15 protein-coding genes, 1 tRNA gene and 2 other annotated features are annotated in these 14,916 nt (G+C 42.4%); of the genes, 12 read left to right on the top strand and 4 right to left on the bottom strand.

The annotated features are described in order from the left end of the window. Positions 1 to 20: 20 nt before the first annotated feature. Together M3593_RS02515 and M3593_RS02510 are read right to left on the bottom strand one after the other, a co-directional pair. Positions 21 to 332, bottom strand: a complete 312-nt coding sequence (locus tag M3593_RS02515; protein ID WP_144479785.1) for a DUF6509 family protein — start codon at positions 330 to 332, stop codon at positions 21 to 23. Between the two features lie 98 nt (positions 333 to 430). After that, the gene (locus M3593_RS02510) at positions 431 to 1,051 is read right to left on the bottom strand and encodes a LysE family transporter (protein ID WP_144479783.1); all 621 of its coding nucleotides are present in this window, start codon (positions 1,049 to 1,051) and stop codon (positions 431 to 433) included. Positions 1,052 to 1,456: 405 nt separating this feature from the next. On the opposite strand from M3593_RS02510, the gene M3593_RS02505 reads away from it, so the two are divergent. Further along, a complete protein-coding gene (locus M3593_RS02505) occupies positions 1,457 to 1,663 on the top strand; it encodes a cold-shock protein (protein ID WP_144479781.1) in 207 nt (68 codons plus the stop codon). 966 nt (positions 1,664 to 2,629) lie between these two features. On the opposite strand, the gene M3593_RS02500 is transcribed toward M3593_RS02505, so the two are convergent. Next, positions 2,630 to 2,713 (bottom strand) — tRNA-Leu (locus M3593_RS02500). Positions 2,714 to 2,912: 199 nt separating this feature from the next. Between M3593_RS02500 and M3593_RS02495 the strand changes: the two genes are divergently transcribed. The 7 genes from M3593_RS02495 to M3593_RS02470 all read left to right on the top strand — a co-directional run bounded on the left by M3593_RS02495 (position 2,913) and on the right by M3593_RS02470 (position 9,105). Further along, positions 2,913 to 3,194 (top strand): LysE family transporter, encoded by a 282-nt coding sequence (locus M3593_RS02495; RefSeq protein WP_353056071.1) that lies wholly within the window; start codon positions 2,913 to 2,915, stop codon positions 3,192 to 3,194. A gap of 175 nt (positions 3,195 to 3,369) precedes the next feature. Further along, positions 3,370 to 4,122: a DeoR/GlpR family DNA-binding transcription regulator gene (locus M3593_RS02490; RefSeq protein ID WP_251540547.1), complete on the top strand. Its 753-nt coding sequence runs from the start codon at positions 3,370 to 3,372 to the stop codon at positions 4,120 to 4,122. After that, the gene (pfkB, locus tag M3593_RS02485; RefSeq protein ID WP_251540546.1) at positions 4,119 to 5,033 is read left to right on the top strand and encodes a 1-phosphofructokinase; all 915 of its coding nucleotides are present in this window, start codon (positions 4,119 to 4,121) and stop codon (positions 5,031 to 5,033) included. The genes M3593_RS02490 and pfkB overlap by 4 nt, the downstream gene beginning before the upstream one ends. 11 nt (positions 5,034 to 5,044) lie before the next feature. Beyond that, positions 5,045 to 6,904: a PTS fructose transporter subunit IIABC gene (locus tag M3593_RS02480; RefSeq protein WP_251540545.1), complete on the top strand. Its 1,860-nt coding sequence runs from the start codon at positions 5,045 to 5,047 to the stop codon at positions 6,902 to 6,904. A 126-nt stretch (positions 6,905 to 7,030) separates the two neighbouring features. Beyond that, positions 7,031 to 7,831 carry a DUF2935 domain-containing protein gene (locus tag M3593_RS02475; protein WP_144479771.1) on the top strand — a complete coding sequence of 267 codons (801 nt, stop codon included), beginning with the start codon at positions 7,031 to 7,033 and terminating at the stop codon, positions 7,829 to 7,831. Positions 7,832 to 7,933: 102 nt separating this feature from the next. After that, a complete protein-coding gene (locus tag M3593_RS24355) occupies positions 7,934 to 8,089 on the top strand; it encodes a putative holin-like toxin (RefSeq protein WP_395883524.1) in 156 nt (51 codons plus the stop codon). 245 nt (positions 8,090 to 8,334) lie between these two features. Continuing rightward, a complete protein-coding gene (locus M3593_RS02470; RefSeq protein ID WP_251540543.1) occupies positions 8,335 to 9,105 on the top strand; it encodes an alpha/beta fold hydrolase in 771 nt (256 codons plus the stop codon). 32 nt (positions 9,106 to 9,137) lie between these two features. Here the strand turns inward: M3593_RS02470 and bcbE are convergent, their stop codons facing one another. Then, complete coding sequence (gene bcbE / locus M3593_RS02465; RefSeq protein ID WP_144479767.1) at positions 9,138 to 10,409, bottom strand: bacillibactin exporter BcbE; 1,272 nt, start codon at positions 10,407 to 10,409, stop codon at positions 9,138 to 9,140. A gap of 179 nt (positions 10,410 to 10,588) precedes the next feature. Here bcbE and M3593_RS02460 point away from each other — a divergent pair, with 179 nt between their 5' ends. From M3593_RS02460 to trpD, 4 genes are all read left to right on the top strand, one after another. After that, positions 10,589 to 11,230, top strand: coding sequence for an MOSC domain-containing protein (locus M3593_RS02460; protein ID WP_251540541.1), 642 nt, complete (start codon positions 10,589 to 10,591; stop codon positions 11,228 to 11,230). 60 nt (positions 11,231 to 11,290) lie between these two features. Beyond that, positions 11,291 to 11,538 (top strand) — a binding site (T-box leader). A gap of 75 nt (positions 11,539 to 11,613) precedes the next feature. Further along, positions 11,614 to 11,868 (top strand) — a binding site (T-box leader). 57 nt (positions 11,869 to 11,925) lie between these two features. After that, positions 11,926 to 13,320 carry an anthranilate synthase component I gene (gene trpE / locus M3593_RS02455; RefSeq protein ID WP_251540532.1) on the top strand — a complete coding sequence of 465 codons (1,395 nt, stop codon included), beginning with the start codon at positions 11,926 to 11,928 and terminating at the stop codon, positions 13,318 to 13,320. Then, positions 13,304 to 13,906: an anthranilate synthase component II gene (locus M3593_RS02450; protein WP_251540530.1), complete on the top strand. Its 603-nt coding sequence runs from the start codon at positions 13,304 to 13,306 to the stop codon at positions 13,904 to 13,906. The genes trpE and M3593_RS02450 overlap by 17 nt, the downstream gene beginning before the upstream one ends. Then, positions 13,890 to 14,915 carry an anthranilate phosphoribosyltransferase gene (trpD, locus tag M3593_RS02445; RefSeq protein ID WP_144479747.1) on the top strand — a complete coding sequence of 342 codons (1,026 nt, stop codon included), beginning with the start codon at positions 13,890 to 13,892 and terminating at the stop codon, positions 14,913 to 14,915. Before M3593_RS02450 ends, trpD begins: the two co-directional genes overlap by 17 nt. Position 14,916: the final 1 nt, after the last annotated feature.

The raw sequence follows: 14,916 nt of genomic DNA, 5'->3' as shown, positions 1-14,916 counted from the left end.
TTTCCTGCTCTTCTTTTCGTTTATTCCTGTTCGGTTTCGGTTTCTTCATCAGCCTGTAAGTGTTGTTCACAATACGCTTTTACCAGCTCTGCTTCATCATCCTCAAGTTCAAAATCGAGAACCGTTTCAGTTTCCTGTTCAATGAAGTAGCTTTGGAGAATTCGGCTGTTGTTCTCGTCCACGAGAAACAGGACCTTCAAAAGCAGCCCTTTATCAGTATAAAGCTCATCGTCTTCATCCACTTCAATATTTAAAAAATACTCATATCTATCTCCTGTCAGAAGTCCGAATGGATCTTCGAGGAGTTCGACGGTATGTCCGGTAATCTTCATGTACGTCTCATCCTTTTGGTTTTGTCCTTTCTATTATATATCGAAATCCCCATAAACAATCAAGGAAAAACCTCACTTAGAACAACCAATCAAAAAAATCACAGAAACAGCTTCAGCGCTTGATATCCAAAATAAAATGCAAATCCAATCAGAGAAACCCCTGATATAAGGGAAATGAAGGTCAATAGTCTTGATGTGAGCAGCTTGCGGAAGCTGCTAGAAATAGCGGCCATCACAATATCCCACATAAGGAGTCCGAGAATGATGCCGAAGCTGTATATAACAAGTTCACCGGTTCCATAGGAGGAAGCAGTTTTTGCAAGGACAGAGCCGTAAATTCCTAACCAGAATAACATGGTCAGCGGATTAGAAATTGACATTATGAAACCGGAGAAAAAAGACTTTATAATTGAGTCTCCTTCTCGATGATCCATCATGATTTTTCCAGAATTGATAATTGTCTCGATACCTGTGTACAACAAGACAAAGAATCCGAACAGCCAGAGGAAAGACTGCATGAATGGAGTTTCAAGATACTTAACAACCCCAAGATAGACAGTAAGCATATAGATAATATCGGCTGTCAAGGCACCAAGGCCAAAAAGCCATGCCTGTATGAAGCCGCTCTTGATCCCTTTGTCCATTTGTGCCGCATTGACAGGGCCAATAGGCGCGGCAAGTGACAGACCAAGGAAAATGTAACCCAGGAAGACACTCAATTTTAAGAAACCCCCAATAGCCAAGGCATGATTTGCTTGTACTATTTCTATTCAGGCAAAGGATGGTGTACAACCCTTTTTGTTAAAAAACAAATAAAATTTTGCCTTTCTAAATAAAAAATGAGGAAATGAATATACTATTTATTGTTGTTCGGGAACATCAGGGTGTCACTTTTGGTAAAAATAAGAAAGTGTGGTAAAATGGAATAGATATCAACTTTCGGACCATTCATTTATTATAAAAAGTATCAATTGCCGGCTTTTTATAATAAATGAATTTTTTTATCAATCGAACGATGATGAGGTTTTTCTCGAATGGAGTTGGTTCCAGGATGAATTTCGGGATCCTGCAAACAGGCATCTAAGAGAAAAAACCGTGACTAAAACGATAGGAGCGTGAGGAAATTGGCATTTGGAAGAAAACCGCCTGAAGAAATCGTCACAGCAGAAACGAAAATATGGGTATGTACTTCTGATGATTGCAATTGCTGGGTTCGTGACAACTTTAAAAGCAGCAATGTCCCCGCTTGCCCGATTTGCAAAAGTGATATGGAGGAAACGACCAAAGTACTCGAAGTGGTCAATAACCATAGTCAAAATCTGATCGGTTAACCAATGGTACAAACAGCCTGGGTTTCATCCAGGCTGTTTTTTTTATTCTGGAAGATGAAGCGAACTCAATAATATAGTTGATTCAGAAGGATTTTGAGATGTAGTGGCCCAGGCTGCCAGAAAAACGCTTTTAATTTGACAGTTTTATAGGTGGAGAAGGTGAAGCTGTCAAGAAAGGGTTAGTATTTTGACAGGTTTGCAGGCAGAGGATCTAAAGCTGTCAAAAAAGCACCATAATTTTGACAGGTTTGCAGGCAGAGGATCTAAAGCTGTCAAAAAAGCACCATAATTTTGACAGGTTTGCAGGCAGAGGGGCTAAAGCTGTCAAGAAAGTCCCATGATTTTGACAGGTTTGAAGGTAGAGAAGCCATAGCTGTCAAAAATGCCCCATGATTTTGACAGGTTTGCAGGCAGAGTGGCTAAAGTTGTCAAGAAAGCCCCATGATTTTGACAGGTTTGCAGGCAGAGGAGCTAAAGCTGTCAAGAAAGTGCCATGATTTAGACAGGTTTGCAGGCAGAGGAGCCAAAGCTGTCAAGAAAGCATCATAATTTTGACAGGTTTACAGATAGAGGAGCCAAAACTGTCAAGAAAGTCCCATGATTTTGACAGGTTTGCAGAAAGAGGAGCCAAACCTGTCAAAAAAGCCCCATAATTTTGACAGGTTTGCAGAAAGAGAAGCCAAAGCTGTCAAGAAGGCCCCATGATTTTGACAGGTTTACAGATAGAGGAGCTAAAGCTGTCAAGAAAGCCCCATGATTTTGACAGGTTTGCAGGCAGAGGGGCTAAAGTTGTCAAGAAGGCCCCATGATTTTGACAGGTTTGAAGGTTTAGGAGCCAAGGCAGTCAAGATCCCTCTTCCGCAGGATGGTCAATCAAATCTTTATCATATACCACACAAACGAGCTTTACTTAAAACTGGTTGAAAACACAAAAAAAGTGCCCTCTTAAAAGGCACCTTTTCTGTATGCGGATGAGAGGACTTGAACCTCCACGGTGTTGCCACCACTAGAACCTGAATCTAGCGCGTCTGCCGATTCCGCCACACCCGCGAATTAGTTATAAAAGAATTATATCATAAAAATAATTGATTTCAATTTATATTTTTAGGAAATCTGGTGCAATTTGTATTATTTTTCAACCTGCGCATATAATATTTGCATAATTTATTTGTGGTGGAAGACGACAACTTGGGCATTGGCCCGGTGAATTCAGCCAGGCTGGATAAGGTAATCAAAATTGGGTTCTGGCATGCATGGATTTGTTGGTACAGGATCGATGATTGCTGATGCCATTTTAATTCTTCTTATCTTTCTTGGGCTTGTGAATTTTTTGGAAATGCCTCTCATCCAAATATTTCTGTGGTTTTTTGGCGGTTTCGTACTCATTTATTCGGGCATTGAATGCTTGCTGAAGGCAAATGATATCCATCTTGCCTTCAGCAGCGGGAGAGAGTCTTTATTTAAATGCTTCCTCACGGGATTCAACATATCGATCAGCAGTGCTTACCAGGGCATCGAAGCTTTATTTTAATAAAATAAGATGTTTATAACCTCTTTAAAAAGGGGTTATTTTTATGAAAACATTCAAAACCAATCAATAATCTTGAGAAACTGCTCAATTATGATTGGTTTTGAAAGAAAATGATTGATTTTTGAAATCGATTACATTATGATGGACTTACGAAGCAATTTAGGAGGAATGGCTCATGTTAACACCTGAGCGCCACCAGCTCATCTTACAGCTCATAAAAGAAAAACCAATTGTGAAAATTCAAGAACTTGTTGATATAACAGAAGCTTCCGAGTCCACTATACGTCGGGACCTGACAGTCCTTGAAGAGGGTGAATTCCTGAAGAGGGTACATGGAGGTGCTGCAAGGCTGAGGGGGAAACTTCAGGAACCAAGCATGAATGAGAAATCCTCCAAAAACCTTCATGAAAAAAGGCAAATCGCCCAGTATGCTGCAAGTCTGGTAGAAGAAGGTGACAGTATTTATCTGGATGCAGGCTCGACAATCAAGGAAATGATCCCTTTCCTGCCTGTGAAGGATATAGTAGTTGTTACCAACGGATTCATGCATTTGCCGGCCCTCATGGAAAGGAATATTGAAACCTATGTCATCGGAGGTTATGCGAAGCCAAAGACAAATGCAGTGATTGGAAGAGGAGCATTGGCCAGTCTGGAACAATACCGTTTTGATAAATGTTTCCTTGGGGTTAATGGCATTCATCCTCATTCTGGCTTTACAACACCTGACCAGGAGGAAGCGATGATCAAATCCAAAGCGATTTCATTATCGCGTGAAGCATATGTACTGGCAGATGACAGTAAATTCTCGGAAATCACTTTTGCTAAAATAGCCGATTTGCATGAAGCTGCAATTATTACCAATATTCTTGAAGAAGAGACAAAAGGACAATATACCAGCAAAACTTCAATAAAGGTTGTGACACCATGATCTACACGCTGACACTTAATCCATCTGTCGATTATATCGTCGAAGCAGGTGAGATTGTAATTGGAACTTTAAATAGAACTTCCCATGAAACAAAACTTCCTGGCGGAAAAGGCATCAATGTTTCAAGGGTCCTGCGCTCACTAGGAGTGGAGAGCAAAGCAACTGGCTTTTTGGGAGGCTTTACAGGCAAATACGTTGAAGAGTTCCTCAATAGGGAGGGCATTTATACGGGTTTTGTCAAAGTCGAGGGGGATACAAGGATCAATATCAAACTGAAGGCCGGAAAAGAAACCGAAATCAATGCAAGGGGCCCGGAAATATCCTCTCTTGCAATCGGATTATTGAAAGAAAAAATCCAACAGCTTGGAAAAGATGATTATCTGATCCTTGCTGGAAGTATTCCATCAAGCATGCCTCAAACGATTTATCAGGATATCGTCCGGATCTGTAAAAAAAACGGGGCAGAAGTAGTCATTGATGCAGAAGGTGATTTGCTTAAAACTGTGCTCGAATATAAGCCTTTTCTGATTAAACCAAACCATCACGAATTGGGACAGTTTTTCGACAGAGAGATATCAGGAGCGGAGGATGCCATTGTATATGGAAAAAAACTCGTAGAGGCAGGAGCAAAAAACGTCATTGTTTCTCTTGCTGAAAAGGGTGCTGTCTATATCAGTGAAACAGAAGCCTTTTATGCGATCGTTCCACAAGGGGAAGTCAAAAGCTCTGTGGGAGCAGGCGATTCGATGGTGGCAGGCTTCATGGCACAGTTCTTAAAAAGTAGTGACTGCAAAGAGGCTTTCCGTTTCAGTGTGGCATCAGGCAGCGCAACAGCCTTTTCAATCGGGCTATGTACACCTGGAAAAATAGAGACACTTCTTCCAGAAGTGGAAATTCACGAATACCAGTGAGGGGGAGAACAATGAGAATCACAGAATTGTTGACAAGAGAAACTATTCTTTTATCCATGACTGCCAAATCAAAGCACGATGCTGTCAATGAACTTGTCGGGGTACTTGATGCAGCCGGTAAAATCTCAGACCAGGAGATATTCATGGAAGCTATTTTGAATCGCGAAAAACAAAGCACAACAGGTGTTGGGGATGGGATCGCTATACCACATGCAAAAACTCGAGTTGTGAAAGACGCTGCCATCGTATTTGGCCGCTCAGAGTCAGGGATCGACTATGAATCTCTTGATGGGCAGCCGGCACATCTATTTTTCATGATTGCAGCCCCGGAAGGTGCAAATAACACACATCTGGAGGCACTGGCACGACTATCGACCATCTTAATGAAGGCAGATGCACGTGAGAAGCTGATGGCTGCACAGTCATCCGATGAAGTCATTGGTATCATTGACAGTTATGACCAGGAAGAAAAAGAAGAGGAATCTGTAGAGGGAAATAAAAAATACATCGTCGCAGTTACTGCTTGCCCAACGGGGATTGCCCACACGTACATGGCAGCGGATTCGTTAAAAGCGAAAGCGGCTGAAATGGGCGTAGACATCAAGGTAGAAACGAATGGGTCAGGAGGCGCCAAAAATGTCTTGACGCCGGAAGACATTGAAAGAGCAGAGGCTGTCATTATCGCTGCCGATACAAAAGTTGATATGGAAAGGTTCGCAGGCAAGCCATTGATCGATGTACCAGTTGCCGACGGAATCCGCAGACCAAAAGATCTGATTGAAAAAGCGGTTAAGAAGGATGCGCCACTTTATAAGTCGACAGGCAATGCGCCGGCAGAAAAGAAAGAAAGCCGAGGCGGAATCTATAAGCATTTGATGAATGGTGTTTCAAATATGCTTCCATTTGTTGTCGGAGGCGGTATCCTGATCGCGATCTCCTTCATGTTTGGCTATAATGCCTTCAATCCTGAGGATCCATCCTATCATCCAATTGCCAAGGCCCTGATGGATATTGGCGGAGGAGCAGGAGCATTTGGATTGCTGGTACCTATTCTTGCTGGTTTCATTGCTCTAAGTATTGCTGACAGACCTGGATTTGCTCCTGGTATGGTTGGCGGTGTGCTTGCAGCAACAGGGGGCGGCGGCTTCCTTGGCGGTTTGGTAGCTGGATTCCTCGCAGGATATCTCGTTCTCGGTCTGAAGAAATTATTCGCTGGGCTTCCAGCATCACTGGAAGGGATTAAAACAATCCTATTGTATCCATTGTTCGGAATTGCCCTTACAGGATTCATTATGTTATTCCTGGTAAATAAACCGGTTGGTGCCTTGAACCAGGCTATTACAGACTGGCTGTCAGGGTTAGGGACAGGCAATGCTGTATTGCTTGGAATTGTCCTTGGCCTAATGATGGCATTCGACATGGGCGGACCAGTGAATAAGGCAGCCTATGTTTTTGGAACAGGCTTGCTTGCGAACGGGGTATATGAGCCAATGGCTGCCATTATGGCTGCTGGCATGGTCCCGCCATTAGGAATTGCATTAGCGACTACAATCTTTAGGAACAAATTCTCAAAAGAAGATCAAGATGCTGGAAAAGCGAATTATATCATGGGACTTTCCTTCATCACAGAAGGTGCAATCCCATTTGCTGCCGCTGATCCGCTTCGTGTGATTCCATCCGCGATGGCTGGAGCTGCAGTAGCCGGCGGATTGTCAATGATGTTCAATATCGGACTTAGAGCTCCTCATGGCGGTTTGTTCGTAGTTCCGCTTGTGGACGGCGGATGGTTGTTATACCTGGCCGCGATTTTAATTGGCTCAGCAATCACAGCAATCTTGCTTGGGTTATTGAAAAAGCCCGTAACAAAATAATAGTTGGCCTGCAGATTTTAGTATCTGCAGGCCTTTTATTTGTGATTTGTTTAGGGTAGTTGAATGAATAATTTACATGGGACACAGATATGCTTTTATGAAACCATTTTTGAGGAGGGGACTGGAATGGATCGGGATTTCAAGGAGGCGGCTGTTTTTGAGCATCGGTTTTGGCTTCAGGTTCTTGGGGATCATGGAAGATTCATGTTCGAGGCACTTGCTCCCATTGAACAGGAAGAAATTGATTCCTCGAAGTATTTCATCAATACTTTTGATAGGCTGCTGCAGAGAGTGGATACAACAGACTTAATCCATTTGAGTATGAGAGCGGATGAAGAAGCGAAGAAAATCAGGAAATTTAAATTAGAGCTCATTGAAAAAATGCTGACCGGAAAGGTAAAAATCCATTTAGGTCCTACTTTTGTCAATCACATGGTAAATGAGGTCGAAGAATATCTAAGGGTTCTTGAGTATCTGAAAAGGGGAGAGGTACCGCCCGTATTTCATGAGCTGCATCACCATACGGTCTGGCTGCTTGATGCAGCTGGTCATGCTGGTGCGATCCAAAGTAATATTGACCAGGTTGAAAAACGTTTGAAAGCTACAAGTGAGAAATTTGTAAAGCAATTTGAAGATTTTTACCTGAAAGCTGTGGAGCTGACTGGTTATCTGCGTACAAATTTAGCCTCTTTTCCAGCCCTGGAAAGAATGAACCATGAGGTTTCTATGGAAATTAAGGTGTTCATGAGATTTCTTGATGAATTAAAAGAACTTAGGTTGTCTGAACAGGCTTTAGGCAGTTTTGCGCCACTTATGGCTGACCATATGTTTAGGGAAGAGTGTTACTACTTATCGAAAGTGGCGGAAGCAACGGCAATGAAACAGCCTGGCTGTGATCCTGGCAAACCGAGGCTTATAACAGATTAATAAAAGGGTGGATACTGGATGGATGTCATTCCTGATCATCTAGTATCTTAGCCCTAATTTTTGGTTAACGACAGAACATGTGTTCTAGTTTTGGACGAGGGTATGTTATACTTGAGAAGCAATAGTCAAATCTATTGGATGGTCGGCGAACCCCGGAGGAAGGGGGTGATGCCTTTGACAGTATTCGAGACCTTTATGGCAATGTTTTCATTTGCCAGCCTCATCCTCGCAGTGCTGACGTTCAGCCAAAAAAAATAGACCTCCCTTAACCGAAATTGAGTGAGAGGTCCAGCAGATCCATGTCCGATCCTCAATGGGAACGGCTATTGCAATGGCTGCCGGTGGGCCAACACCGGCGGCCTTTTTATACATTTTTACAATACAAGAATACCATACAAGGCTGGCAATGTCACGGTTATATGATCCTTTATGCATGAGCAGATTTGCAAAATGGCTATACTATGAAAGTTATCTCAATCCGTGTATGAAGGAGTGAATTGGCGATGCCAGTATGCAAATTAGACTATGGTGATATTTTTTACGAAGAAGCGGGCGAAGGAGTCCCAATCATCTTCCTCCATCCGCCGGGTATGGGGAGAAAGGTATTCCATTATCAGAGGCCATTAAGCGAACGATTCAGACTGATCTTCCCTGACTTAAGCGGTCACGGAGAATCCACAGCCGTGCCGGAAAGAGTCACAATCCAGAAGTACGCGGAAGAAGTACTGAAGCTCGCAGACTGGATTGGCTTGGAGGAAGTAATATTGTGCGGATACTCCTCTGGCGGCAGCATCGCCCAGGAATTCGCGCTGACTTATCCAGAACGTACTAAAGGCCTGATTTTGTCTGGTGGCTTTGCGGAAGTAAAGTCCCCTGCGTTAAGGTATGAACATTTGCTTGGAATGTACTTTGTGAAACACTCTCCAAAAACGCTGGCAAAAACGATTGCAACTGCCCATACCTTCGATCCGGAATACAGGTCGGAACTTATTGAGCATATGTTGAAAACAGACATGAATACCTGGTTTCACTTTTATTACGAGTCATTAAACTATTCTTGTGTCGAAAGGCTTAAATCGCTGTCAGTTCCTTTACTGCTGATCTATGGTTCAAAAGATTTAATTAACCAGCATCTTAGGACCTATGAGAAAGAGCTTGAACATTTCGAAACAGCCATTATCCCAAAGGTCTCACATCAGGTTCCTGTAAAAAGGTGGCAGGATTTTAACAAGGAAATAACTAGTTTTTTGCTGAAAGAGGCTGCCAGGCTGTAAAAAAACGCATTGACACTGATCAATGCGTTTCTCTATGCCTTTTTATCCGGTTTGATTGCCAGAAAAGTGGCAAGAGCTGCTGCTATACTTAATGATGCAAGTGTGATGAAAATGAGTTTGTTCGAATTCTTCATCATCAAAGCGATGATGGGAGGTCCTGCTGCGACGCCAATAAACCTCATCGAACTATAAATTGAGGTAATCGTACCCCTTTCTTCCTTCTCGATACTTTCAGTGATTAGCGCATCAAGAGGAGGAAGGCTTGCACCGATTCCAATCCCGGCAAAAAGGAACATCGATATTAGAAACCACAATTCTTTAGAAAAGCTCAGCAGGATAACTGCGATCCCAAGGATCAACAAACTGGTAAAAGTTATCCATTTCATCAGCACCATATTTTTCTTAATGATTTTACCTGTAATAAAAGATGAAAGGCAAAGTGCCCCTAATGGCAAAGCAAGCAATAGCCCTTTCTTAAGATCCTTTATTCCATACTTGTTCTCAAGGATATCGGAAAGGTAAAACAATACTCCAAAAAGCACAAACATAACAATTGTACCAATAAAAAAGATGGCATACAGCCAACGTCCATTCTCAGTAAAAATCAGTTTTACTTTTTTGATGAAATCCTTAAAAGGCAATGGTTTATTCTTCTTTTTGGGACTTTTAACGAGAAAGATCATCAATATAATTGAAATTGCACAGAAGACCGGGATTGAGAAAAAAGGAATAAACCATATGAAACCTGCCAGGAATGAACCCAGCACTGGGCTAAGGACCTTCCCAAGTGTATTGGCTGTTTCAATTTCCCCAAGCACACCACTTACTTCATCATCGCTTTTGAACATATCCCCGACAAGTGGCAATACGATGGGGAAGGCTCCAGCTGCTCCCACACCCTGCAGAGCCCTGCCGATTAAAACAATCCAATATCCGTCGGTCATTTGCCATGAGGCCCATCCCGAGATGATTCCCCCGATACCAGTAATGATCAGGCTCGGAATGATGACTTTTTTTCGGCCGATATGGTCAGATAAATACCCGGCAATTGGGATTAAAAAGATTGCCACTATTGAATATACAGTAATGATCAGGCTTGATTGGAATGCAGAAATGCCCATTCGCTTTTCAATAACAGGCAATACAGGAATCAGCATTGAATTGCCAAGAGTCATCACAAGTGGTATGGATGCAATCGATACGATCGCCCATTTTTGATTTTTGACAGGATCATCATTGGTATCCTTATCTTTCTTACCCGAAAGACTCCCGGATTTTGGAAACAAGTTCTCAATATGATTCATTTTCGAAACCTGCCTTTAATTCATACTATTTCTAGTGTGTTCGAAAACGGTTGAAAAAATGGTGTCTTTTTATGGTAATGTCCGTACATTTGATTTTTATGGCTGAATTATAAATCTATATGGCATTTTTTTTGTGGAAAGGATAAAATAGTTGGAAAAGTCCGGAAGGGTGGAGGAACATGGCGAAGATCCTGTATTTAAATGTAGGGAAGCCAGAACTGAAGAACTGGAAGGGAAGGGAAGAACAATCTGCAATCTCGAAAAAGAGTGTGAAACAAGCCTATCTTACAAAGAATTCGTTCGAGGGTGATGGAGTAGCTGCAACAGAGTATCATGGTGGGCCTGACAGAGCGGTATGCTTTTACCCTTTCGAACATTATCAAAAATGGTCAGATGAATTTAATAAAAATATAGAAGCACCCACTTTTGGTGAAAATATTTCCGCATTAGGAATGAATGAGGATATGGTATACATAGGAGATGTCTACCGATTGGGGGAAACGAAAATACAGGTGACGCAGGGCAGAATCCCATGTTCAAAAATTTCCAAAAATAATGATCTTGATCTGTTATTGAAAAGAGTAGTCCAGACTGGTTATACAGGTTATTTTTTCAGGGTGCTGGAGGAAGGTATCGTCAATGAAGATGCTGAAATCGTATTACTGGAGCGGAAACAAGAGGATTTTTCCATTCTGATGGCCAATGAGATTCTTTTTCATCGCAGGAATGATATGAAAGCAATTGAATCACTCATAGGTACGGAAGGACTGGCAGAGGCCTGGAAAGAAGAACTAAATAAACTTTTAATCCAGAAAAATTAAAATTTTACATTTTTTTATTGACTTTTATATTTAATGCGCTTATTATTTTAAACAATATAACGCAAAGTGTTGACGAAGAGTAGTAACTGAAACGGGTACTCAAGAGAGCTGATGGTTGGTGAGAATCAGTGTAACTGTTGCAGCGAATGGACTTCCGAGCTTCCAAACCGAACCCATCAGGCAGTAGTCTTTGGCGAACAGGCCTTATCGTTACAAAAGGCAGGTATTAAGCAAATGTTGCTTGATGCTTTAAAGTGAGCTGTTTTTACAGCTAATTAAGGTGGCACCACGGGTCTCTCGTCCTTATTTTCATATAAGGAGAGGGCCCTTTTTTATTTGTCTAAAAAGGGAACCAGTAGTGAAATAAATAATAAAATTATTATGTTAACTCGTTGATCAAGAAGAGTAAACAGGATATTTTCGTTTCAGAGAGCCGGGTATGGTGCGAACCGGTACGTAAATGCCTGTTGAATGGCCTTGTGAGAGGCGGCCTGAAATGACAGTAGGGCTGCCCGGAATCCTCCGTTAAAGGGATAGGGTATACCGAAATCGTTTTTAGGTTTCCTGTACCTGAAGAGAGGGAACTTTTGAGTTCCAACCAGAGGTGGCACCGCGGTCCAATCGTAATCGTCCTCTATACAGCACAATTTCTGTGCATGTATAGGGGACTTTTTTATTTTCTAAGGAGGGTTTATATGAAAGTAGACACACCTGATGTTTATATTGAGGAAATTGAGGGAGATACATTAACCCCTATATCCGTGTATCAAATGATTTCCGGTAAGAAGAAATTCCTTCTCGAAAGTTCCCATAAACAACATGATTCCGGCCGTTTTTCTTTTATTGGCTGTGATCCCGTTTATGAACTTGTGAATGAGAAGGGCGAGACCTATTTGGTGAGAGAGGGGTGCAGGGAGCAAGTAGCAGGTTCATTTTCGAAGGTGTTGAAAGAGTTGCTTCCTAAAATAAAGTCTGGACATGATATTCCTTTCATAGGAGGCGGAGTCGGTTTTGTAAGCTATGATTTCATTCGCGAGTTTGAAGAAATTGGTCCTCTTAAGGAAGACCCTCTCACAATGCCAGAAGCGCACTTAATGTTCTTCAATGAAGTCATCGTATTTGACCACCTTAAACAAAAAATCAATCTGATCGGCATTCCTTTTCCAGGATATAGCAATGAGGATCTTTCTGAAAAAATAAAGAGACGTAAAAAGGAACTTGATTCGCCAGTTACAAAACAGCCTGTCAATCCATTTTCACTATCAGGGTTTAAATCATCGCAAGAAAGGGAGGAATTTGAAGAGTCAGTCAGGAAAGCAAAGAGTTTGATTGAAGAAGGAGAAATTTTTCAGGTTGTGTTATCAAGAAGGCTTACGGCAAATGCAAAAGGAGATCCATTTTCTTTTTACAGGAAACTGCGGATTGATAATCCCTCCCCTTATATGTACTTCATTGACTTTGAAAACTATATTGTAGCTGGTACATCACCTGAAAGCCTGGTGAAATACCGGGATGGAACGATGGTTACCAACCCAATTGCGGGAACCAGGCCGAGGGGAATTTCCGCTGAGGAAGATGTAAAACTTGAATTGGAATTGAAACAGGATGAAAAGGAATTAGCAGAACACAAAATGCTCGTCGATCTTTCAAGGAATGATTTAGGGAAGATATGTGAAATCGGCAGTGTCAAAATTGATAAATTCCTGGCTGTTGAGAGGTACCAGTTTGTTATGCATCTAGTATCAGAGGTGAGCGGGAGACTCTTGGCAGGTGCCCATCCGATTGACGGATTGGCGGCATGCCTGCCTGCAGGAACAGTGTCAGGGGCCCCGAAAATTCGGGCGATGCAAATCATCAACGATCTTGAGGCTGAAAAAAGAGGCGTTTATTCCGGTGCAGTCGGTTACTTTTCTGCTTGTGGAAGCATGGATTTTGCGCTCGCGATCAGAACATTGGTTATCAAGGATGGCAAAGGATATCTTCAAGCTGGTGCTGGAATTGTATATGACTCGAATCCTGCAAAAGAGTTCGATGAAACGAACCATAAATTAAAAGCGTTGATGGAGGCGGCCAATGATACTACTGATTGATAATTACGATTCATTTACCTATAACCTTTACCAGTATCTCAGTGAACTTGGGGCTGAAGTGAGAACGGTCCGGAACGATAAAATTACGGTTCGGGAAATCGCACGAATGGAACCGGAAGCCATCGTCCTATCTCCTGGCCCGGGCAGGCCGGAACAAGCAGGGATTTGCGTTGAAGCTGTTAAACAACTGGCGTCAGACATCCCGATCCTGGGAATATGTCTTGGCCATCAGGCAATCGCACATGCATTTGGCAGTTCAATAATCAAGGCAAAAAAAATCAGACATGGAAAGGAATCCACGCTCCGCCATAACGGAACTTCACTCATGAAGGATCTGGAGGAGCATCCAGACGTAATGAGATATCACTCTTTAGTGATCGATCCCCTGACCCTGAATCAGGTTTTTGAGGTGCTTGCCCAAGCAGCTGATGACGATGAAATCATGGCAATCAAGCATAAAGATTATCATTTATACGGACTTCAATTCCATCCAGAATCAATCGGAACAAAGAGTGGAATGCAGATTTTAGCCAATTTTCTTAGCGAAATCAGAAAGGAGATTTTAACTTATGAAACATTATCTTGAAAAGCTGGTCGAAGGAAAATCGCTTTTGGAACATGAAATGGAGGAAGCTGTCCGGGGAATTTTCACACAGGACACGACTGACTCTGAGATTGCTTCTTTTTTAACCGGCCTTAAATCCAAAGGTGAAACAGCAGAGGAGGTTTCGGGATTAGTTAAAGCAATCAGGACTCATGCCCTGAATTTTACAAAGAAAATACCGAATGTTCTTGATAATTGCGGAACAGGAGGGGATGGATCCAAAAGCTTCAACATCAGCACTACTTCGGCATTCGTTATTGCCGGAGCTGGAATAACAGTAGCAAAGCATGGGAACAGAAGCGTTTCGAGCAAGACTGGAAGCGCAGATGTGTTGGAGGCTCTTGGTGTCAGCCTTGACTTCTCTCCAGAAGCAACAGAAGAAATCCTTGAACAGAATGGAATTGCCTTCCTTTTTGCACCCCATGTCCATCCAAAATTGAAACAAATCATGAAGGTAAGAAGGGATCTGAAAATCCCGACGATCTTTAATTTAATTGGGCCATTGACGAATCCAGTACATCTTGATTACCAACTGCTTGGAATTTATCGCAGGGATATGCTCGATAAGTTTGCCCATGTGCTATCTAATCTCAACAGGAAACGGGCCATTGTCATTAATGGAGCTGGAGGAATGGATGAAGCATCTCTTGCTGGTGAAAACGAATTGGTCATCGTTTCAGAAGGAGAAATCGATCGTTTCAAACTCCAGCCTGAAGAAGTGAATTTGCCAGTATATGATAACAGCAGGATCAGGGGTGGTGATGCACGGGATAATGCGGAAATCCTGCTGCAGGTTCTTAAAAGTAAAGAAGGGGCACATCGGGATACCGTGCTGTTGAACGCGGGCCTCGGAATTTATACAGCCGGGAAGGCGGAAACGATACTGGACGGAGTGAACCTTGCGGCTGAAAGCATCGATTCAGGCAAGGCACTGGCCAAACTGGAGAATTTAATCAGCATCAGCAATCGAAACAAAAAGGCGGTAGGTTGAG

The organism is Mesobacillus sp. MER 48 (genome assembly GCF_023714225.1).
GTDB classification, from domain to species: domain Bacteria; phylum Bacillota; class Bacilli; order Bacillales; family Cytobacillaceae; genus Mesobacillus; species Mesobacillus oceanisediminis_A.
The sequence above is the reverse complement of the archived record's forward strand: the minus strand, read 5'-3'. Positions and strand labels throughout refer to the sequence as shown.

What these genes read in the sequence shown, in the direction of transcription:
- pfkB (WP_251540546.1), top strand. Translation starts at nt 4,119, where the DNA reads ATGATCTACACGCTGACACTTAATCCATCTGTCGATTATATCGTCGAA.
- bcbE (WP_144479767.1), bottom strand. Translation starts at nt 10,409, where the DNA reads ATGAATCATATTGAGAACTTGTTTCCAAAATCCGGGAGTCTTTCGGGT.
- M3593_RS02490 (WP_251540547.1), top strand. Translation starts at nt 3,370, where the DNA reads ATGTTAACACCTGAGCGCCACCAGCTCATCTTACAGCTCATAAAAGAA.
- M3593_RS02475 (WP_144479771.1), top strand. Translation starts at nt 7,031, where the DNA reads ATGGATCGGGATTTCAAGGAGGCGGCTGTTTTTGAGCATCGGTTTTGG.
- M3593_RS02480 (WP_251540545.1), top strand. Translation starts at nt 5,045, where the DNA reads ATGAGAATCACAGAATTGTTGACAAGAGAAACTATTCTTTTATCCATG.
- M3593_RS24355 (WP_395883524.1), top strand. Translation starts at nt 7,934, where the DNA reads ATGTTATACTTGAGAAGCAATAGTCAAATCTATTGGATGGTCGGCGAA.
- M3593_RS02450 (WP_251540530.1), top strand. Translation starts at nt 13,304, where the DNA reads ATGATACTACTGATTGATAATTACGATTCATTTACCTATAACCTTTAC.
- M3593_RS02460 (WP_251540541.1), top strand. Translation starts at nt 10,589, where the DNA reads ATGGCGAAGATCCTGTATTTAAATGTAGGGAAGCCAGAACTGAAGAAC.
- M3593_RS02470 (WP_251540543.1), top strand. Translation starts at nt 8,335, where the DNA reads ATGCCAGTATGCAAATTAGACTATGGTGATATTTTTTACGAAGAAGCG.
- M3593_RS02495 (WP_353056071.1), top strand. Translation starts at nt 2,913, where the DNA reads ATGCATGGATTTGTTGGTACAGGATCGATGATTGCTGATGCCATTTTA.
- M3593_RS02515 (WP_144479785.1), bottom strand. Translation starts at nt 332, where the DNA reads ATGAAGATTACCGGACATACCGTCGAACTCCTCGAAGATCCATTCGGA.
- trpD (WP_144479747.1), top strand. Translation starts at nt 13,890, where the DNA reads ATGAAACATTATCTTGAAAAGCTGGTCGAAGGAAAATCGCTTTTGGAA.
- trpE (WP_251540532.1), top strand. Translation starts at nt 11,926, where the DNA reads ATGAAAGTAGACACACCTGATGTTTATATTGAGGAAATTGAGGGAGAT.